Raw genomic sequence first — 18,549 nt, forward strand, 5'->3', positions numbered from 1 at the left:
CGACTTCCGCATTCTGTCATTCCAGAAAGCTCCAGCCTGCCTCCAGGGCCTGCCGTTCCTCGTCGGTCAACGGCTCGGCCCAATCCAGCCTGTCGGGTTCGTTGCGTCGCTCAGGCCCTTCGGCTGACTGGGATGTCGGCGACGGTGGCGAATCACGCCGGCGGGTGCCGGCCCGGTTCGATGGGCTCATCGCCGCCTCTTGGGCATCAGCGGGCGCGGGCGGCTGGGGCCGGGTGCCGTTTGGAGAGCCAGCGCGGGTGTCTGCCGCCAGTCCGGGCTCGCGTGCACCGTCGACCGTCGTCCCGACGACGACATCGCGGACGGCAGAGCCCGGCGGTCCAGAAGTCGTCGGCATCGGACACCCCCTTCACGGTGGCCCCGAAGTCTCGTTTCATTCCGTTCGGAATATCTTGATCTATCTCAATTTTCTCCTATCCCCCGCGGCGGGACCTGCCGAAAGCATGCGTCAGTGAGTTTTGCCGCGCTAAGCAAGCGGAAAATTTGAGTATTCAGCACAAAATAACTTGGTGCTATGCAGCACGTGAGGCATTTGTGTGCGACTATCCCGCGGTCCCGCACCGGTTGCCGCCTGGGCGGTGTCGAACGTCCGCTGCGTGGGGTTGGGGCCGCTGCCGAGGATCCGTCGTGAGCCATGGCGAATGCAATCCACCTGCCCGCGGGCGAACGGCACGAGGCGGAATCGGCAATCGTCGAGGAGTTCTGCCTCGCCCTCGACGAGGTGGGCATCTGCGTCTGGTCCCTGGACATTCCCACGGGTCGCGCGACGGTCTCGCCGACCTGCTCACGCCTGTTCGGGGTGGAACTCGACCGGCTGACGACCTTCGAGGGGTCCCAAGCCGTGGTACATCCCGAGGACCGGCAGGTCCGGGCTGACGCAATCCAGCGCGCCCTGCGGGAAGGCGGACGGTACGAAGTCGACTACCGGGTCGAACGAACTGACGGGAGCGTGTGCTGGCTGCGCTCTAAGGGCAGCGTCCGGTTGGACGAACGGAGGCGGCCACTCCGGCACCGGGGCGTGGTCATCAGCATCGACGCTCAGAAGCGGGCCGAGGCGGATCTGCGGGCCCGGGAGGCGCATCTGCGCTCGATCCTCGATACCGTGCCCGAGGCGATGGTTGTCATCGACGAGGCGGGGGCGATCCATTCCTTCAGCGCGGCGGCCGAGCGCCTCTTCGGTTACGCCGCGGGCGAGATGGCGGGCCAGAACGTCCGGTTCCTGATGCCGGACGCGGTGACCGGCGAGCACGACCTGTTCCTGTCCTCCTGTCGCGACACGGGGGAGCGGCGGATCGTCGGCAGGAACAGGGCGGTGACGGGCCGGCGGCGGGACGGCTCCACGTTTCCGATGGAACTGACCGTAGGCAAGATGCGCTCGGGCGAGTCTGTCTTCTACACGGCCTTCATCAACGACCTCACCGAACGCCAGCGCACTGAGACGCGGATGCGCGAGCTTCAGTCCGAGTTGGCGCACATGTCACGGCTCAGCGAGATGGGTGAGATGGCCTCGACCCTGGCCCACGAGCTGAACCAACCGCTCGGCGCCATCGCCAACTACACGAAGGGGTGCCGCCGTCTCCTGGCCAGCCCCGATCCCGCCTCCATCGCCAAGACGATCGAAGTCCTCGACAAGGCGGCCGAACAGGCCCTCCGGGCCGGGCAGATCATCCGCCGGTTGCGCGAGTTCGTCGCCCGCGGCGAGACGGAGAAACGGGTCGAGCCGGTCGCCCGGCTGGTCGAGGAGGCCGGCGCCCTCGCCCTCGTCGGAGCCCGGGAGCAGGGTATCACCTCGGGGATCGTCCTCGATCCGGCAACCGATTGCGTTCTGGTCGACCGGGTGCAGGTGCAGCAGGTCCTGTTCAACCTGATGCGGAATGCCCGGGAGGCCATGCAGCACAGCGTCCTGCGCGAACTGACCATCACGACGCGGATGGTCGGGCCGGAATTGGCCGAGATCGCGGTGGCGGACACAGGCCCCGGCATCCCCGAAGAGGTGGCCGACCGCCTGTTCGAGCCCTTCGTGACCACGAAGCGGACAGGAATGGGCGTCGGGCTCTCGATCTGCCGCACGATCGTTGAGGCGCATGGGGGCCGCCTGACGGCGGAGCGCAACCCGCATGGCGGGGCGACCTTCCGGCTTACCTTGCCGACGGCGGACAGGGGGGACCTCGGCGATGCCGTCTAGGCTCGTGCACGTCGTGGACGACGATCCGGCCATGCGCGAATCCCTCGCCTTTCTCTTGACGACCGCGGGATACGAGGTGCGCGTCTACGAGACGGCGATCGACTTCCTCGACAGGCTTGATGAGACGGTCTCGGGGTGCGTCCTGGCCGACATCCGCATGCCTGGTCTTGACGGGATGACGCTGCTTCGCCGTCTGCGAGCGGCCGGCAGGAAGCTCCCGGTCGTGATGATGACGGGGCACGGCGACGTCCCCCTCGCAGTGGAAGCCATGAAGCTCGGCGCAGACGATTTCCTCGAAAAGCCCTTCGACGATGAATCCCTCCTGCACACCCTGCGCTCGGCCCTGGAGCGGGATGGCTCGGGGCCGCCCCGCGATCCCGGGCTGCAGGACTTCGTCCGGAGGGTCGGAACCCTGACCGAGCGCGAGCGGCAGGTGCTGGACGCCCTCGTCGCCGGAGGGACCAGCAAGGAGATCGCCCGGACCCTCGACATCAGCCCCCGGACCGTCGAGATCTACCGAGCCAAGCTCATGGCCAAGACCCGCGCCTGCAACCTGCAGGAACTGGTGCGCTGGGCCGTCTTGGCCGGAATCGCGTGAGGGACGGGCGTTGCCGAAAGCCGACGCACCGGCTGGGATGTCGCAATAAGCCCGCCGCGGGACTTTGCGGGCGCGGCGGCTTGCGCGGAACGGCCCAGGGCTCAGTGAGGGACTGCCTGCGCCTTCCCCGTTCCGGCTGCTCCGAGGCTGTCATATCCGGAGCCGCGACTCTTGACCTGCCGCAAGTCGTGCGGAGCACCGACGTCTCGGAGCATCCGGCCGCCGGGGGCGGTCTGTCGCATACCCGCCCAAGCTCCGCCGACAGGAGAGCCCGCAGGACCCGCGGGAGATTGAGCTAGGTCAACGCCCCGGCACTGGAACGAGGGAGCCTGCGGCCATCCGAGACGGCGGATGATCCGCCGTCGGCGAGCCGGGTGCCGCCCATCGTCCCGGCTCCACGACCAAGAGGAGCGGTCGATGCTGACGATCAAGAACCGGACCGAAGACATGGTCCCCAATGCCATCAACATCCTTCTGGGTGCGCTGCTCATCCTCAGCCCGTGGCTGCTGGGGCTCGAATACGAGACCGCGGTGGCGCGCAACGCCCTGATCAGCGGGATAGCCATCGCCGGCGTTGCGGCCATCGCCCTGGACAGGACGTACGATTGGGAGGAATTCCTGAACCTCGCCGTCGGCATGTGGGTCGCGATGGCGCCGTGGGTCTTCGGTTTCGCGGACGGCGGCTTCATGATGTGGACGCATCTGATCATCGGGCTCGCGGTGGCCGTCGTCGCCGCGTTCGAACTCTGGCGGCTCTTCGTGTCGCCCGAGACGCAGTCGGTCTGACCTGCAGGCCGGCAAGAGACCGGACGCAGCGACGCGGCGTCCGGTTCGACAAAAGCGGACGGCCGATGCGTCTGTCCGTAGTTGTCCCTAAGCAAGCACTCTTAAGTTAAGAACCTGAATTTCTCGGCCCCCGGCGGAACGCCACTCTCACCCATCGGTCACGGGCGAGGAATAGGGCCATGACAACCGAGTTCACCCCGCCGACGGCTTTGGAGACGTTCGCGGAGCACCCCTCGTGCCGCGTGGAGTTTCCGGAGATCGCACCTTTCAAGGGGCATCCCGAGATCATCGGGACGTCGTTTTCCTATTCGCGGGAGGAGGAGATCTACGGCGAGGGGGAGGAGGCGGAATTCGTCTACAAGATCGTCGGGGGGGCCGTGCGCACTCATAACATCCTGAACGACGGGCGCCGGCAGATCACGGGGTTCCACCTGCCCGGCGACCTGTTCGGTCTGGAGTCGGGCGCGACCCACCGGCACACGGCCGAGGCCCTGACCGAGACGAGGGTCCTGATCTTCAAGCGCCGTCAGATCGAACGTGCCGCCGCCAGCTTCGCCGAAGTCGCCTGTCAACTCTGGACCCGGGCGACGACCGAACTGCGCCATGCCCAGGACCTCGCCGTCCTTCTCGGGCGCTGCACGGCGCAGGAACGCATCGCCGCGTTCCTGATCGAGGTGGATGAGCGCCTCGGCGGGACCAGCACCTTCGCCCTGCCGATGACCCGGCGCGACATCGCGGATTATCTCGGTCTCACCGTCGAGACGGTCTCGCGCACGCTTTCGCTGATGGAGGAACACGGGGCGCTGCTCCGCAGCGGCGGCCGTCGCATCAGCATCCGCCACGGTCGCCTCCGGCAGCTCGCCGGCGACTGACCGGTCCGTCAGTGGCTCATCAGGCAACAGACAGGGGCGGAGGTCAGCAGCGAGCGTGTCACCCCGCCGAACGCCCATTCGCGCAGGCGGCCATGCCCGTAGGCGCCCGCGACGATCAGATTGACCGCGCGCTCCCTGGCGGCCTCCATGAGCGCGTCGGCGACCGATCCTCCGCCCGACGCACTCGCCTCGACGATCCTGGCGGCGACCTGCTGCGCATGCAGGAAACCGATGACCTCGCGGGTTTCCATCGCACCCTGTCCGTCGTCGATCGCGATCACATCGACATGCAAGGCCCGTTTGAGGAACGGAAGCGCGTCCCGCACGGCGCGGCGGGCCTCGCGGGTGTTCTTCCAGCCGATGGCGATCCGTTGGGGAGCGAGATGATCGATCCCCGGCGGCACGACCAGGACGGGCCGTCCCAGCCGCATGATCGCATCGGCGGTATCGATGGAGAAAAGGCCGGGACCGCCGCCTGTCCCGCGGCCGAGCACCACGAGATCTGCGCCGGCAGCCTGCCGGACCAGGAAGGGGAGCGGGAAGTCGAGGTTCGAGCGCCACGCCACCCGGCTGCGCGCACCCGCCGCCTCGTCGAAGGCCGCATGGGCGAGGCGGAGATCGTTGAGGACGACCTCATCGGAATCCGCCAAGGCGTAGACGCCGGCCGGCGTCGGCCCCACCGGAGGGACCGTGTAGTCCGGCTGATCCGCCGCGACGCCGATCAACCGTGCCCGGAAGAAATCGGCGAGGTCGCCCGCGACCCGGACGCGGTCCCGTGCCTCCGGCGTCAGATCCATCGCGACCATGATGCTGGCGTAGGACATGATGCAGTCTCCGCTGCCCGGGATGGCGCGTGGGTTCGAGGGGCAGCGGATGTGGTCGGTCGTCCAGGCCGGCCCGTGTTGTCCGGTGAGCGGGGAGGGCACTGGCACCCGCCATGAGTCCGGCGACCCTCTTTTGCCGCCGGCTGTTTGATCCCGCTGTCAGGGCAGCGTCAGATGGTCCTCGACGGCGCGCACGCCGGGCGCCGACCATGCGGCGTTCTCGGCCAGCTGGCGCTCGTACCAAGCGTTGACCTTGCCCTCGAGGATGACCTTGGCATCCTTGACCGTGACCTTGATGGCGTCCGCTTCCAACTCGGCGTTGCGTTTGAGCGCGGCCATGATCTTCGCGCGCACATCGGGAACGCTGGCCTTGGGCATCACTTCGATGGAATTCGTGATCCCGGCCACACCCGCGAGGCGCCGGATCGCCCGGTAGGCTTCCTCCCGCTGGTACTGCCAGCCGACCCTGCCGTTCAGCGTTACCCAGCCGTCCAGGACCTTCACCTGAACGGTATTCTTCGGGATCGTCGCCGACCAATCGAGCATCTGCACCGCCCGCTGCGCCAGATCCTCGTCGCGCGGGGGCGTTTCACCGTCGAAGCGAACCTTGATCTCCTCGACGACACCGCGCACGCCCCGCACCTTCTGAGCCGCCTTCTCGGCCGCGTCGCGCTCCGCGAAGCTGCCAACGTGCCCGGACAGGGTGACGATGCCGTTCTCGACAGCGACACCGATATGGGCCGCCTCGATACGTGGATCGAAGTCGAGTTCTTCGATGACGTGCTGACGGATCAGTGTGTCGCGCATCGACCTTCTCCCGAACGTCCAAGTCCAGTCCGCTTCCGAACGGGTCAGACATTAGGACAGGCGAGATGCCCGACATTGATGTAGCGCAAGCGCCGTTCTCACGGCCCGGCAGTCTCAGGGAGAGCCAATGGAGCGGGTGAAGGGAATCGAACCCTCGTATTCAGCTTGGAAGGCTGCTGCTCTACCATTGAGCTACACCCGCGCGGGCGTCGATCTAGCACGCCCGCTGCGGCCTGAGAAGACGGCCTTCAGGTTGTAAGGCCCAGGGCCGCCCGGGCCTCGGCCGGGCTGGCCACCCGGCGTCCGTGCCGGGCGACCGCCTCGGCCGCGAGGCCGACCAATTCGGCGTTGCTCGCCGCCAGCCGGTCCTTCGTCACCCGGATATTGTCTTCCAACCCGGTGCGGACTGCATCCGCCCCGCGGGCCAGCGCCCATTCCATCACGACGCCCTGGTTGCGGCCGATGCCCGCCGCGGTCCAGGTCGCCTTCGGCAGGGTGCGGCGGCACTCGGCGAGCAGGATGTCGAGAAGGTGCTCGTCCGCCGGCATGGCGTTCTGCACGCCCATGACGAACTGCACGTGAGGGCGCTCATCCATGAGACCGGCCTCGATCAGGCGCTTGGCCCCGTGGAGATGCGACAGGTCGAAGATCTCGATCTCCGGGCGCACCCCGAACTGCTTCATCTGCGTGGCGAGATCGGTCACGAGGGTCGCGGCATTCTCGTAGACGATCGTCGGGAAATTCACCGAGCCCGTCGAGAGCGACGCCATGTCGGGGCGGTGTTTTAGCGACAGGCCCCGGGCCGCCGGATCGCGACCCCGGCCGCCCGTGGAAAACTGGACGATCATGCCCGGGCAATGGCGGCGCAAGCCTTCCTGGACCGCGGCGAACCTGTCGGGATCAGAGGAGGGACTCTCGTCGTCGTTGCGCACGTGGATATGGGCCAGGGTCGCCCCCGCCTCGAACGCCTGATGCGTCGACTCGATCTGCTCTGGCACCGTGACCGGGACCGCCGGATTGTCCTTTTTGCGGGGCACCGAACCCGAGATCGCCACCGCGATCACCACCGGTGCGTCGTGTCCTGATGTCGCCATCGTCGGTGTCCCTGTGCTCGTCCGCATCCACCCGCGGCACTTGTCATAGCCCCGCTGTGCCCCTGGCCAAACATCGCGGGGCAGCGCCTATCCGCTCTCGGACGACAATGCCGCCACTTTGACCGCACCGGGCTTGAGTCGGCGGCACGATTGACGCACCTCTCGCGAGCGGCCGGAGGTGACGGGAATGAACGATACGGTGCTGGTCCTGAATGGGCCGAACCTCAACCTGCTGGGCCAGCGCCAGCCGGAGGTCTACGGCAGCGCCACCCTCGCCGATGTCGAGGCGCTGTGCCGGTCCACGGCCGCGGAGTTCGGTCTGCAAGCCGAATGCCGTCAGAGCAACGCCGAGCATGTGCTCATCGACGCGATCCATGAGTTCCGCATCGGGACGGCCGGCATCGTGATCAATGCGGGGGCCTACACCCATACCTCCGTGGCGATCCTCGATGCCCTGAATGCCTGCGAGGTGCCGGTGATCGAGTGTCACATCTCGAACGTCCATCGCCGCGAAGCCTTTCGACATCACTCGTACGTGTCGAAGGCGGCCACCGCCGTGTTGGCGGGGTTCGGCATCCACGGTTATGCCCTGGCCATCCGCCACCTCGCGCAGCTGCGAAGGGCGGGGGGTTGATCGAGCAGGGTTGACGCCCGCTCCCGTTGGCATGAGGACAACGCAGACCGTCCTATCCCCGAGCGTTGAGACATGACCTCTTTCCTGCCGATCGACCGGAAGCTGATCGCCCGCGAGGCGGCGAAGATGTTCCTGGAGATCGAGGCCGTCCATTTCTACAAGACCGAACCGTTCAAGTTCACCTCGGGCTGGGCAAGTCCCGTCTATACGGATTGCCGCAAGATCATTTCGTATCCCCGGTTGCGCACCGCCCTCATCGACTTCGCCGTCTCGACCATCGTGCGCGAGGTCGGCTACGAATCGCTGACCCATATCGCCGGCGGCGAGACGGCGGGTATCCCCTTCGCCGCGTGGATCGCCGACCGCCTCGGGCTGCCGATGCAGTACGTGCGCAAGAAGGCGAAGGGCTTCGGCCGCAATGCGCAGATCGAGGGCGAGGTCGTGGAGGGCGCGAAGACGCTCCTCGTCGAGGATCTGGCGACGGACGGGCGCAGCAAGGTCAACTTCTGCAAGGCCCTGCGGGACGCGGGCGCCACGGTCGATCACTGCTTCGTTCTCTTCTACTACGACATCTTCCCCGACAGCGCCGATCTGCTGAAGGAAACCGGCATCAAGCTGCACGCTCTGACCACGTGGTGGGACGTGCTGGAAGTCGCCAAGGAGGCGGGCACCTTCGATCCCGTGACGCTCAAGGAGGTGGAGAGCTTCCTGCACGAACCCGCCGCATGGTCGTCGGCCCACGGCGGCATCTCCGCCTTCGGTCAGGGCTGAGGCGCATCATGGCCGCCGATCCCGCCCCCGCCGCCCTCGATCGCCTCGTCATCCGCAAGCCGGACGACTGGCACATCCACCTCCGCGACGGGGCCATGCTGCGGGCGGCGCTTCCCTACACGGCGGCGCAGTTCGCCCGCGGCATCATCATGCCGAACCTCGTGCCCCCGGTGACGACCGTCGAGGCCGCCGCCGGCTACCGGGACCGCATCCTCGCGGCCCTGCCGGAGGGGATGCGCTTCACGCCGCTCATGACCTGTTATCTCACCGACGCCACGAGCCCGGACGAGATCGAGCGCGGTTTCGCGGAGAAGGTCTGGATCGCGGCCAAGCTCTACCCGGCCGGCGCCACCACCAATTCCCACGCGGGCGTCACCGACCTCGCCACCATCGCCCCGGTGCTGGAGCGGATGGAGCGGATCGGCATGCCGCTCCTGATCCACGGCGAGGTGACGGACCCGGCCGTCGATATCTTCGACCGGGAGGCCGTGTTCATGGAGACGAAGCTCCTGCCGCTGCTCGCCCGCCACCAGGGCCTGAAGGTCACGGTGGAGCATGCCACCACCGCGGAGATCCTCGACGTCGTTCGCGCCAACGCCCCGCGGGTCGCCGCGACGATCACCCCCCATCACCTCGTCATCAACCGCACGCACATCTTCCAGGGGGGGCTCAGGCCGCACCTGTACTGCCTGCCCGTGGCGAAGCGGGAGCGGCACCGCCTTGCCCTGCGCAAGGCGGCGACGTCCGGAGAAGAATGCTTCTACCTCGGCACCGATACGGCACCGCACCCGGTGGGTGCGAAGGAGTCGGCCTGTGGCTGCGCGGGTGTGTTCTGCGGCCCCACCGCCCTGCAGACCTATGTCCAGGTCTTCGATGAAGAGGGTGCGCTCGACCGGTTCGAGGGGTTCGCCTCCCTCCGCGGTGCCCGCTTCCACGGGTTGGAGCCCAATGCCGACACCATCACCCTGGAGAGACGGCCAGGGCGGGTCGCCACCTGTGTCGCGGTGGACGACACGGAGGTCGTGGTCTTCCGCGGGGACGAGACCCTGCCCTGGACGATCGGGAGGGCGTGAGCGTGGCGGACGCGGACGGCATCACCGCCCTCGGCGCGGTTCACCTCTCCGCCGCGATCCGCGGCCGGGCGGTCTCCTGCACGGAAGTGATGCAGGCCTATCTGGACCGGATCGCTCGCCTGAACCCCACCTTCAACGCCATCGTCGCCCTCCGGGACGGGGATGACCTGCTGCGCGAGGCGGCGCAGGCGGATGCCGCCCTGGCCAGGGGCGAGCCGGTGGGGGCGCTTCACGGCTTTCCCCTCGCGGTCAAGGATCTCGATCCCGTCCGCGGGCTCCCGTTCACCCAGGGCTCGCCCGTCTTCGCCCAGCGGATCGCGGAGGCCGATTCGATCATGGTCTCCCGGCTGCGGGCGGCGGGGGCGATCTTCATCGGTAAGACCAACATCCCGGAATTCGGGCTCGGCTCCCACAGCTTCAATCCGGTCTACGGCACTACGGTCAACGCCTACGACCCGGGCAAGACCGGCGGCGGCTCGAGCGGCGGCGCGGCGGTGGCCGTCGCCCTGCGGATGCAGCCCGTAGCGGACGGGACCGACCACGGCGGATCCCTGCGCAACCCGCCGGCCTTCAACAACGTGTATGGCCTGCGCACCTGCTGGGGCCGCATCCCCGTGGAGGGGCCGGATGTGTTCAGCCCCGGCCTCAGCGTGTCGGGGGCCATCGGGCGCAGCCCTGCCGATATCGGGCTCATGCTCTCGGTGCAGGCGGGCTACGATCCCCGCTGCCCCAACGCGATCCGGCAGGACCCAGCGGGTTTCGCCGCTCCCCTGGAACGCGATTTCCGCGGTGTGCGGATCGCGTGGCTCGGGGATTTCGGCGGCCGGATCCCGTTCGATCCGGGCGTGCTGGACACCTGCCGGGCGGCGCTCCAGGCCTTCATCGACATGGGCTGCGTGGTCGAGGAGGCGGTTCCCGAATTCGACATCGAGCAGGTCTGGCAAGACTGGCTGGTCCTGCGGGCCGCGACGGTCTCGGCGAACCTTCGGCCGCTTCTCGCGAACCCGGCGCATAGGGCCCTGATGAAGCCTGAGGCGGTCTGGGAGGCCGAGCGCGGCCTCGTCCTCACGGCGGCGCAGGTGACGGCGGCGCAGGAGGGGAGAACCCGGTGGTACGGCGCCCTGCGCCGCTTCATGGACGTCTACGATTTTGTGGTGATGCCCACCGCCCAGGTCTTCCCGTTCGACAGCGCGATCCGCTGGCCGGAGACGGTCGGCGGCAAGGAGATGGACACCTACCACCGCTGGATGCAGATCGCCGTCCCGGCGACGATGGCCGGGCTTCCGGCCCTCGCGGTGCCGGCGGGCTTCGGCCCCGATGGCCTTCCGGCGGGCATCCAGATCGTCGGGCGCAACCACGGGGAGTTGGCCTGCCTTCAACTCGGCGCCGCCTACGATGCGGCCAGCGGCTGGGTGCAGCGCTACCCGCCCCCGGCAGGATGACACCCGTCACCCGATCGCGGCGACCCCGTCGAGGGTCCGGCGGACCCGGAGGGCGAGTTCCAGGCGCTTGTAGGGTTTGTCGATGACGTCGAACTCGGAGCCGCCGGCATCCGTGCGCTCCAGGGACGATTCGGCGTAGCCCGTGGTCAACAGCACCTTGATCCGCGGCTGGCGCTCCCGCGCGGCCCGGGCGAGCATGACACCGTTCATTCCGCCGGGCATGATCAGATCCGTGAACAACAGATCGATCCGTGTTTCCCCGTCGAGGATGTCCAAAGCCGGGCCGGCACCATCGCACAGGATCACCCGGTAGCCGAAATCCTCCAGGATCGCCCCCGCCGTGGCGGCGGCCTCCGGTCGATCATCGACCACCAGGATCGTCTCCGATCCCCGCCGCTCGGTGATCCTGGCCGCCGCCCGGCGCTCCGCCTCGATCGTCTGGTCGCTCGCGGGGAAGAGCAAACGCACGGTGGTGCCGCGGCCCACCTCCGACATCAACTCGACCGTCCCGCCGGACTGCTTGGCGAAGCCGTAGACCATCGCCAGCCCGAGGCCGGTTCCCTTGCCCTCCCCCTTGGTGGTGAAGAACGGCTCGAGGATGCGGGTCAGGATCTCCGGCGGCATGCCCGCGCCGTCATCCGTCACGGAGATGGCCACGTAGGGGCCGGGCAACACGTCCGTGAACAGCGCAGGACCCTCGTTCGCGATCCGGAGGTTCTCTGTCCTCACCGTCACCTGGCCGCCGCCCGGCATCGCGTCCCGTGCATTGAGCAGGATGTTCAGGAGCGCGACCTCGGCCTGGGTGGGGTCGATCCGCACATTGCGCAGGTCCGGGGCCAAGTCCGTGGTCAGATGCACGTGGCCGCCGAGCGTCCGCGTCGCCATCTCGCTCACGCCGGCGACGAGCTTGTTGAGGTTGAGGAGCCGGCCCTCCAGGCGCTGCTTGCGCGCGAAGGCCAGGAGCTGGTGCGTCAGGATCGCCGCCCGGTCGGCGGCGTCGTGGACCGCTTTCGCGGACCGGCGCAGGCGGGAGAGGTCGATGTCCGGATGGTCGATGAGGGCGAGGATCACCTCGTTGTGCCCGGAGATGATCTGCAGCAGGTTGTTGAAATCGTGGGCGATTCCGCCGGTCAGTTGGCCCAGGCTCTCCATCTTCTGCGCCTGATGGAGCGATTCCTCGGCGTCGCGCCGCCGTGACACGTCGAGTTGGGAGCCGAAGAAAAAGACGAGGTCACCCGAGCGGTTGAAGACCGGTGAGACGAAGAGCGCATTCCAGAAGGTCGAGCCGTCCTTCCGGTAGTTCAGGATCTCGGTGGCGAATTCCCGATGCTCGGCGACGGCCCTGCGGACGTCGGCGATGGTGCCGGCATCGGTCTCCGGTCCCTGGAGCAAGCGGCAGTTCGAGCCGAGTATCTCGCTGCGATGGTAGCCCGTCATCTTCTCGAAGGCCCGATTGGCGAAGATGATCGGGTTGTCCGGCCGATGCGGATCGGTGACGATCATCGGCATGCGGGTGGTTTCCACGGCCGCAAAGAAGATTTCGTGATGCCGGTCGATGGCGCGCGATGGCCCGTTTTCATCGATCGTGACGGGCGGGCCCTCGTTCTTCGGCTTCTCGGGCGGCGCCATCGCGGTTGGGAACTCCCGTGCGGCCGAGGCCCTCTTCCGGGACCTTCGCTGCTCGATCCGTAACCTAAACGAGCGTACTGCCCAGCATCGAAAACAAGATTTCGCCACGTCACGACGTCGCAGCAGATGTGCCGCGGCACAACCTCGCCGAGATTTCCCGTCGATCTCTTGCCGGCGTCGGAGATCGTTGACCGGCACGGCGGCATTCGCTATGAGGCGTGATTGTCGGCGCGCGAAGACTCCGGATGGTCGGGGCGAGGGTGCTGACTGAGATTTCGGAATTCCGATGCGCGCGGTTCTTATTGTAGCGGTGGCGTCACCGACGGGGCGGCCTTAAACAGGCCGCGATCCGGTTGGTGGCGCTTGCAGGGTCCCTCGGGGCCCTTTTTTATTGCCCGCGACGGGCGCGGCGGCGGGACGGATGGCCGGGAGAACCGGCCGAGAGGACGAGGAGACGGAGCATGGGCGGCGAGGTCATGACCGGGGCCGAGATGGTCATCCGGGCGTTCCAGGATCAGGGGGTGGACACGCTCTTCGGGTATCCCGGCGGCGCGGTGCTTCCGATCTACGATGCGTTGTTTCACCAGGATAAGGTGAACCACATCCTCGTGCGCCACGAGCAGGGCGCCGTCCACGCGGCGGAAGGGTATGCGCGCTCTTCCGGCAAGGTCGGCTGCGTGCTCGTCACGTCCGGGCCGGGCGCCACCAACATTGTCACCGGCCTCACCGACGCGATGCTGGATTCGATCCCGCTGGTCTGCATCACCGGGCAGGTGCCCACGCACCTGATCGGCACCGATGCCTTCCAGGAGTGCGACACGGTCGGCATCACCCGGCACTGCACGAAGCACAATTACCTCGTCAAATCGATCGACGACCTGCCGCGCATCCTGCACGAGGCGTTCTACGTCGCGAAGAACGGTCGTCCGGGCCCGGTCGTCATCGACCTGCCGAAGGACATCCAGTTCGCGAGCGGCCTCTACGAGCGCCCCACGACGATGCGGCACAAGACCTACAAGCCGGCGGTGAAGGGCGATGCGGACCGGATCCGCGCCGCGGTCGAACTAATGGCCGGCGCCCGGCGCCCCGTGTTCTACACCGGCGGCGGCGTCATCAATGCCGGGCCGGAGGCGTCGCGCCTGCTGCGGGAGCTCGTGGCCGAGACCGGCTTCCCCATCACCTCCACGCTGATGGGGCTGGGTGCTTATCCCGGCACGGATGAGAAGTTCCTCGGCATGCTCGGCATGCACGGGACCTACGAGGCCAACCTCTCGATGCACGAATGCGACGTGATGATCTGCGTCGGTGCACGCTTCGATGACCGCATCACCGGCCGGCTCGATGCCTTCTCGCCCTTCTCGAAGAAGATCCACATCGACGTCGATGCCTCGTCGATCAACAAGGTCGTGAAGGCCGATATCGGCATCGTCGGCGATTGTGCCTCGGTGCTGGCCGACATGCTGGAGGCGTGGCGCTCGCTGCCGGAGCGGCCGCAGAAGTCGAACCTGGAAAGCTGGTTTCAGAAGATCCGGGCCTGGAAGGGGCGCGATTGCCTCGCGTACTGGCCCTCCGGCACGATCATCAAACCGCAATACGCGGTCCAGCGGCTTTACGAGGCGTGTAAGGACCGCAAGACCTTCATCACGACGGAGGTCGGCCAGCATCAGATGTGGGCGGCACAGTACTTCAAGTTCGACGAGCCGAACCGCTGGATGACGTCCGGTGGGCTGGGCACGATGGGTTACGGGCTGCCCGCCGCCATCGGCACGCAGCTCGCCAACCGGGATGGGCTCGTGATCGACATCGCGGGTGAGGCGTCGATCCTGATGAACATCCAGGAGCTTTCGACCGCGATCCAGTACCGCCTTCCGGTGAAGGTCTTCATCCTCAACAACGAGTACATGGGCATGGTCCGGCAGTGGCAGGAACTGCTGCACGGCTCGCGCTACTCGCAGAGCTACTCGGAGAGCCTGCCGGACTTCGTGAAGCTCGCGGAGGCCTATGGCGCCAAGGGGATGCGCTGCGAGAAGCCGGGCGACCTGGACGCCGCCATCGCCGAGATGATCGACTACGACGGCCCGGTCCTGTTCGACTGCGTGGTCGACAAGACGGAGAACTGCTTCCCGATGATCCCATCGGGCAAGGCGCACAACGAGATGTTGCTCTCCGACTACCTCGGCGAGACCGGCGTCGAATTGGGCGACGTGATCTCCGAGGAAGGCAAGATGCTCGTTTGATCCTTCGCGAAGGAGTCAGCCGTGCGAGCCGGCCTCAGACCCGCGGATGCTGCCGGTGCGCAGCATCCGCAGCGCCAGGGTGAGGCGCCGCCCGAACCCGCGCACCGGCACCTCGGGCATCTCGTGGTGATGCCGGGGGTCGAGGTGCGGCGTCCTCGCAGCCCGGTCCGCAGCGCTCTCGCCGGAGCGCTTCCGGAGAGTCACGTAGAACTCGATGGCGTTGCGCTCCGTCGGATCGATCCGCGCGATCTCGAAGGGGATCAGGCCGAGTTCGACGATTTCGCGGAACACCGCGAGGAAGCTCACCGGCGTGTAGACGGTGCAGTGGGCGTCGTAATAGGTGCGATGCTCGGCGACGTAGCGCGCATCGGCGAGGGCCCTGACGAGCTGTCCGTCGAAGATGGGGCGCGGATCGCGTTGCGTGCCTGCCCAGACCGCCGCCGGATCGACGTCGGCGACGCGGGCGACGTATTCGAAGATCTGCACCGGGCTCGCCAGTTTCGCGGCGGCGATGTGGTGGCCGACGAGGTCTCCGGTGGTCGATGGCGCCCGGCGGAAATCGAAGGTGAACCGCTTGTCGGGCACCACGAGGAAGACCACCCCGTCCTCGCGCAGGATGCCGGCCAATTCGTTGAGCCATCCGATCGGATCGGGGATATGCTCGATGACGTGGCTCGCCACCACGTAATCCACGGGCGCACGGGGACCCAGGGCCTCGGCGAGGCTCTGGCGGTCGAGGACGAGGTCGACATCGACGATCGGCTGCGCCTTGGGCCCGATGACCGTCTCGTGCCCGGCATACTTGGCGCGGAGGTCGTCGGTGGAGCGATGGTCGGCGTAGAGCACGTCGCCGTCCTCGCGCCAGATCAACGGCCGGTTGAGGGGGCCCAGTTCGACGCCGAGGCGTCCGCTTGGGCTTACGGCATCGAGGGCGCGCTGTCGGGCTGTCATCGGCCGCGCCGTTATCACGCGTCTCCGGGAGCGTCCAGGCAAGCTTCCGGGACGGAACTCCGCAGGCAACGGCCCCGGTCGGGCTGCAACATCAGGTTGGGATCCCGAGGATGAACGCGATGAACACCCACTACCCGGATCCGGTCCGGGTCGAGCCGGTCAACCGTCACACCCTCGCGGTGGTGGTCGACAACGAGCCGGGCGTGCTCGCGCGGATCTCGGGGCTGTTCTCGGGGCGGGGCTACAACATCGAGAGCCTGACCGTGTCCGAGACCGAGGAGGCGCGTCACATCTCGCGCGTCACCATCGTGACGACGGGCACGAATGCGGTGATCGAGCAGATCAAGGCGCAGCTCGACCGGCTGGTGCCGGTTCACCGGGTCGTCGATCTGACGCTTCAGGGCAACGCGCTTGAGCGGGAAATCTGCCTCGTGAAGGTGCGGGGCGAGGGCGAGCACCGCAGCGAAGCCCTGCGGCTGGCGGCTGCCTTCGGGGCGAAGACGCTCGACGCGACCCTCGATTCCTTCGTGTTCGAGCTGACGGGGGCGACCGAGGAGATCGACCGCTTCGTGGGCCTGATGAGCGTGATCGGCCTCGTGGAGATCTGCCGCACCGGCATCGCCGCGATGAGCCGGGGGGCGGAGCCGCTCTGAACCGGCGCCCGCCGAAAGCTGCGTACCATCCGATCGCCGGAGAGGCTGATGACGAGCTGCACCCTCTACTACGCCCCCGGCGCCTGCTCGCTGGCTGCCCACATCGTGCTGGAGGAGTCAGGCCTGCCGTTCGAGGGACACGTTCTGGACCTCGCCCGGGGCGACCAGCGCTCGGCCCAGTACCTCGCCATCAACGACCGGGGTCGTGTGCCGGCCCTGGTCGAGGACGGCTGGGTGCTCACCGAATGCGCCGCGATCATCCGGCATGTGGCCCGTCAGGTCCACGAGAAGGGAATGTGGCCGGAAGACCTGCGCGAGCAGGCGGCGGCCGATGAGTGGCTCGGCTGGCTCGCCTGCAACCACCACGTCGCCTACGCCCATGTGCGCCGCCCCGAGCGGTACACCGACGACGAGGAGGCCCTCGACGGCATCCGCGCCAAGGCGGCCGACACTTACGGCGACCTCTGCACCATGACCGAAGTACGGCTCTCCCACGGGGGGTGGGCCGTGGGTGATCGCTTCGGCGTCGTCGATGCGTATCTCATGGTCTTCTGGGTCTGGGGGCGGGGGGCTGCCCTAAAGTTCGACATGGCCGGACGCTTCCCCGCTTGGACGGCCCATGCCCGGCGAGTCTGCGCCCGGCCGGCGGTCCAGGCGGTGTTCGCCCGCGAGGGGCTGGCCCTTCCGGCCTGAGGGCGGATCAGCCCTGTACGGTTTGGCCTTCCGTTCAGGGTCTTGCGCGGCTAAAAGCCCGCGCATCGCACGGCCGCACACCATAGGAGCGCCCGCGCGCGCTCACCGTATTATCGAAGGAAGAAGCCGCCATGCGGGTGTATTACGATCGCGATGCAGACCTGAACCTGATCAAGGGCAAGAAGGTCGCCATCGTCGGCTACGGCAGCCAGGGCCACGCCCACGCCCTTAACCTGCGCGATTCGGGCGTGAAGGACATCGTCATCGCCCTTCGCGAGGGCTCCGCCACCGCCAAGAAGGCCGAACACGAGGGCTTCAAGGTCCTCTCCGTCGCCGAAGCGGCGAAGTGGGCCGACGTGGTGATGATGCTCACCCCCGACGAGCTACAGGGCGACATCTACCGCGAGTCCCTCGAAGGCAACATGAAGCAGGGCGCCGCCCTCTTGTTCGCCCACGGCCTCAACGTGCACTTCAACCTGATCGAGCCCCGCAAGGATCTCGACGTTCTGATGGTCGCCCCGAAGGGCCCCGGCCACACGGTCCGCTCCGAGTACCTGCGCGGCGGCGGCGTCCCGACGCTCATCGCCATCGCCCAGGACGCCTCGGGTAACGCCCATGACCTCGGCCTGTCCTACGCCTCGGCCAATGGCGGCGGCCGCGCCGGCATCATCGAGACCACCTTCAAGGAAGAGTGCGAGACCGACCTGTTCGGCGAGCAGGCCGTGCTCTGCGGCGGCCTCGTCGAGCTGATCAAGGCTGGCTTCGAGACCCTGGTCGAGGCGGGCTACGCCCCCGAGATGGCCTATTTCGAGTGCCTGCACGAAGTGAAGCTGATCGTCGACCTCATCTACGAGGGCGGCATCGCCAACATGAATTACTCGATCTCCAATACGGCCGAGTACGGTGAGTATGTCACCGGTCCGCGCATCGTGACGCCCGAGACCAAGGCCGAGATGAAGCGCGTGCTGACGGACATCCAGTCGGGCACCTTCACCCGCAACTGGATGCTGGAGAACAAGGTCAACCAGACCTCGTTCAAGGCGACCCGCGCCAAGCTCGCCGCTCACCCGATCGAGGAGGTCGGCACCAAGCTGCGCGGCATGATGCCGTGGATCTCTGAGAAGGCCCTGGTCGACAAGTCGCGGAACTGATTTCTCGAAAGGGGTCGCTGGCCGGTTCTGCCGGCTTGCACCAGATCCGGGCCGGTTCCGCGAGCGGGACCGGCCCTTTTCTTTGTCGGCGACCTCTGAAATGAACGCTCCAACCATAAAGACGGGAGGAG

Annotated in this window: 17 protein-coding genes and 1 tRNA gene; 12 read left to right on the top strand and 6 right to left on the bottom strand. The window is 67.4% G+C overall.

The genetic code is table 11. The annotated features are described in order from the left end of the window. The first annotated feature begins 652 nt into the window (after window positions 1-652). The 4 genes from MFF22_RS17050 (at window position 653) to MFF22_RS17065 (ending at window position 4,459) form a co-directional block, all read left to right on the top strand. The gene (locus MFF22_RS17050; RefSeq protein ID WP_238250166.1) at window positions 653-2,203 is read left to right on the top strand and encodes a PAS domain-containing sensor histidine kinase; all 1,551 of its coding nucleotides are present in this window, start codon (window positions 653-655) and stop codon (window positions 2,201-2,203) included. After that, on the top strand, window positions 2,193-2,801 hold the full coding sequence (gene fixJ, locus MFF22_RS17055; protein WP_238250167.1) for a response regulator FixJ: 609 nt from the start codon (window positions 2,193-2,195) through the stop codon (window positions 2,799-2,801). Before MFF22_RS17050 ends, fixJ begins: the two co-directional genes overlap by 11 nt. A 417-nt stretch (window positions 2,802-3,218) precedes the next feature. Further along, window positions 3,219-3,587, top strand: coding sequence for an SPW repeat protein (locus MFF22_RS17060; RefSeq protein WP_238250168.1), 369 nt, complete (start codon window positions 3,219-3,221; stop codon window positions 3,585-3,587). Between the two features lie 179 nt (window positions 3,588-3,766). Then, window positions 3,767-4,459 (top strand): helix-turn-helix domain-containing protein, encoded by a 693-nt coding sequence (locus MFF22_RS17065; protein ID WP_238250169.1) that lies wholly within the window; start codon window positions 3,767-3,769, stop codon window positions 4,457-4,459. An 8-nt stretch (window positions 4,460-4,467) separates the two neighbouring features. On the opposite strand, the gene MFF22_RS17070 is transcribed toward MFF22_RS17065, so the two are convergent. The 4 genes from MFF22_RS17070 to MFF22_RS17085 all read right to left on the bottom strand — a co-directional run bounded on the left by MFF22_RS17070 (window position 4,468) and on the right by MFF22_RS17085 (window position 7,184). Further along, window positions 4,468-5,283 carry a universal stress protein gene (locus MFF22_RS17070; RefSeq protein WP_238250170.1) on the bottom strand — a complete coding sequence of 272 codons (816 nt, stop codon included), beginning with the start codon at window positions 5,281-5,283 and terminating at the stop codon, window positions 4,468-4,470. A gap of 159 nt (window positions 5,284-5,442) precedes the next feature. After that, window positions 5,443-6,090: a BON domain-containing protein gene (locus MFF22_RS17075; protein ID WP_238250171.1), complete on the bottom strand. Its 648-nt coding sequence runs from the start codon at window positions 6,088-6,090 to the stop codon at window positions 5,443-5,445. Between the two features lie 128 nt (window positions 6,091-6,218). After that, window positions 6,219-6,292: transfer RNA gene (locus tag MFF22_RS17080), tRNA-Gly, on the bottom strand. 46 nt (window positions 6,293-6,338) lie between these two features. Further along, a complete protein-coding gene (locus MFF22_RS17085) occupies window positions 6,339-7,184 on the bottom strand; it encodes a 3-oxoadipate:acetyl-CoA acetyltransferase (RefSeq protein ID WP_238250172.1) in 846 nt (281 codons plus the stop codon). Between the two features lie 187 nt (window positions 7,185-7,371). Here MFF22_RS17085 and aroQ point away from each other — a divergent pair, with 187 nt between their 5' ends. The 4 genes from aroQ to MFF22_RS17105 all read left to right on the top strand — a co-directional run bounded on the left by aroQ (window position 7,372) and on the right by MFF22_RS17105 (window position 11,104). Next, window positions 7,372-7,818: a type II 3-dehydroquinate dehydratase gene (gene aroQ / locus MFF22_RS17090; protein ID WP_238250173.1), complete on the top strand. Its 447-nt coding sequence runs from the start codon at window positions 7,372-7,374 to the stop codon at window positions 7,816-7,818. A 72-nt stretch (window positions 7,819-7,890) separates the two neighbouring features. Next, a complete protein-coding gene (locus MFF22_RS17095; protein WP_238250174.1) occupies window positions 7,891-8,589 on the top strand; it encodes an orotate phosphoribosyltransferase in 699 nt (232 codons plus the stop codon). An 8-nt stretch (window positions 8,590-8,597) separates the two neighbouring features. After that, a complete protein-coding gene (gene pyrC / locus MFF22_RS17100) occupies window positions 8,598-9,662 on the top strand; it encodes a dihydroorotase (protein ID WP_238250175.1) in 1,065 nt (354 codons plus the stop codon). A gap of 2 nt (window positions 9,663-9,664) precedes the next feature. Continuing rightward, window positions 9,665-11,104: an amidase gene (locus MFF22_RS17105; RefSeq protein ID WP_238250176.1), complete on the top strand. Its 1,440-nt coding sequence runs from the start codon at window positions 9,665-9,667 to the stop codon at window positions 11,102-11,104. A 6-nt stretch (window positions 11,105-11,110) separates the two neighbouring features. On the opposite strand, the gene MFF22_RS17110 is transcribed toward MFF22_RS17105, so the two are convergent. Further along, window positions 11,111-12,733, bottom strand: coding sequence for a histidine kinase famiy protein (locus tag MFF22_RS17110; protein ID WP_238250177.1), 1,623 nt, complete (start codon window positions 12,731-12,733; stop codon window positions 11,111-11,113). Window positions 12,734-13,194: 461 nt separating this feature from the next. Here MFF22_RS17110 and MFF22_RS17115 point away from each other — a divergent pair, with 461 nt between their 5' ends. After that, window positions 13,195-14,970: an acetolactate synthase 3 large subunit gene (locus MFF22_RS17115; RefSeq protein WP_238250178.1), complete on the top strand. Its 1,776-nt coding sequence runs from the start codon at window positions 13,195-13,197 to the stop codon at window positions 14,968-14,970. A 15-nt stretch (window positions 14,971-14,985) separates the two neighbouring features. Here the strand turns inward: MFF22_RS17115 and MFF22_RS17120 are convergent, their stop codons facing one another. Further along, the gene (locus tag MFF22_RS17120) at window positions 14,986-15,921 is read right to left on the bottom strand and encodes a methyltransferase domain-containing protein (RefSeq protein ID WP_238250179.1); all 936 of its coding nucleotides are present in this window, start codon (window positions 15,919-15,921) and stop codon (window positions 14,986-14,988) included. A gap of 110 nt (window positions 15,922-16,031) precedes the next feature. On the opposite strand from MFF22_RS17120, the gene ilvN reads away from it, so the two are divergent. The 3 genes from ilvN to ilvC all read left to right on the top strand — a co-directional run bounded on the left by ilvN (window position 16,032) and on the right by ilvC (window position 18,418). Further along, window positions 16,032-16,574 (top strand): acetolactate synthase small subunit, encoded by a 543-nt coding sequence (gene ilvN, locus MFF22_RS17125; protein ID WP_238250180.1) that lies wholly within the window; start codon window positions 16,032-16,034, stop codon window positions 16,572-16,574. Between the two features lie 48 nt (window positions 16,575-16,622). Continuing rightward, the gene (locus MFF22_RS17130; RefSeq protein WP_238250181.1) at window positions 16,623-17,267 is read left to right on the top strand and encodes a glutathione S-transferase family protein; all 645 of its coding nucleotides are present in this window, start codon (window positions 16,623-16,625) and stop codon (window positions 17,265-17,267) included. Window positions 17,268-17,398: 131 nt separating this feature from the next. Next, the gene (ilvC, locus tag MFF22_RS17135; protein WP_238250182.1) at window positions 17,399-18,418 is read left to right on the top strand and encodes a ketol-acid reductoisomerase; all 1,020 of its coding nucleotides are present in this window, start codon (window positions 17,399-17,401) and stop codon (window positions 18,416-18,418) included. Window positions 18,419-18,549 lie beyond the last annotated feature (131 nt).

Origin of the sequence: Methylobacterium persicinum (assembly GCF_022179525.1) — a bacterium.
Classification (GTDB): domain Bacteria; phylum Pseudomonadota; class Alphaproteobacteria; order Rhizobiales; family Beijerinckiaceae; genus Methylobacterium; species Methylobacterium persicinum.

Excerpts from the sequence above, each read along its gene's own strand:
- ilvC (WP_238250182.1), top strand. The coding sequence starts at position 17,399 with ATGCGGGTGTATTACGATCGCGATGCAGACCTGAACCTGATCAAGGGC.
- MFF22_RS17050 (WP_238250166.1), top strand. The coding sequence starts at position 653 with ATGGCGAATGCAATCCACCTGCCCGCGGGCGAACGGCACGAGGCGGAA.
- MFF22_RS17130 (WP_238250181.1), top strand. The coding sequence starts at position 16,623 with ATGACGAGCTGCACCCTCTACTACGCCCCCGGCGCCTGCTCGCTGGCT.
- MFF22_RS17095 (WP_238250174.1), top strand. The coding sequence starts at position 7,891 with ATGACCTCTTTCCTGCCGATCGACCGGAAGCTGATCGCCCGCGAGGCG.
- fixJ (WP_238250167.1), top strand. The coding sequence starts at position 2,193 with ATGCCGTCTAGGCTCGTGCACGTCGTGGACGACGATCCGGCCATGCGC.
- MFF22_RS17115 (WP_238250178.1), top strand. The coding sequence starts at position 13,195 with ATGGGCGGCGAGGTCATGACCGGGGCCGAGATGGTCATCCGGGCGTTC.
- MFF22_RS17085 (WP_238250172.1), bottom strand. The coding sequence starts at position 7,184 with ATGGCGACATCAGGACACGACGCACCGGTGGTGATCGCGGTGGCGATC.
- pyrC (WP_238250175.1), top strand. The coding sequence starts at position 8,598 with ATGGCCGCCGATCCCGCCCCCGCCGCCCTCGATCGCCTCGTCATCCGC.
- aroQ (WP_238250173.1), top strand. The coding sequence starts at position 7,372 with ATGAACGATACGGTGCTGGTCCTGAATGGGCCGAACCTCAACCTGCTG.
- MFF22_RS17060 (WP_238250168.1), top strand. The coding sequence starts at position 3,219 with ATGCTGACGATCAAGAACCGGACCGAAGACATGGTCCCCAATGCCATC.
- MFF22_RS17070 (WP_238250170.1), bottom strand. The coding sequence starts at position 5,283 with ATGTCCTACGCCAGCATCATGGTCGCGATGGATCTGACGCCGGAGGCA.
- MFF22_RS17120 (WP_238250179.1), bottom strand. The coding sequence starts at position 15,921 with ATGACAGCCCGACAGCGCGCCCTCGATGCCGTAAGCCCAAGCGGACGC.
- MFF22_RS17065 (WP_238250169.1), top strand. The coding sequence starts at position 3,767 with ATGACAACCGAGTTCACCCCGCCGACGGCTTTGGAGACGTTCGCGGAG.
- MFF22_RS17110 (WP_238250177.1), bottom strand. The coding sequence starts at position 12,733 with ATGGCGCCGCCCGAGAAGCCGAAGAACGAGGGCCCGCCCGTCACGATC.
- ilvN (WP_238250180.1), top strand. The coding sequence starts at position 16,032 with ATGAACGCGATGAACACCCACTACCCGGATCCGGTCCGGGTCGAGCCG.
- MFF22_RS17075 (WP_238250171.1), bottom strand. The coding sequence starts at position 6,090 with ATGCGCGACACACTGATCCGTCAGCACGTCATCGAAGAACTCGACTTC.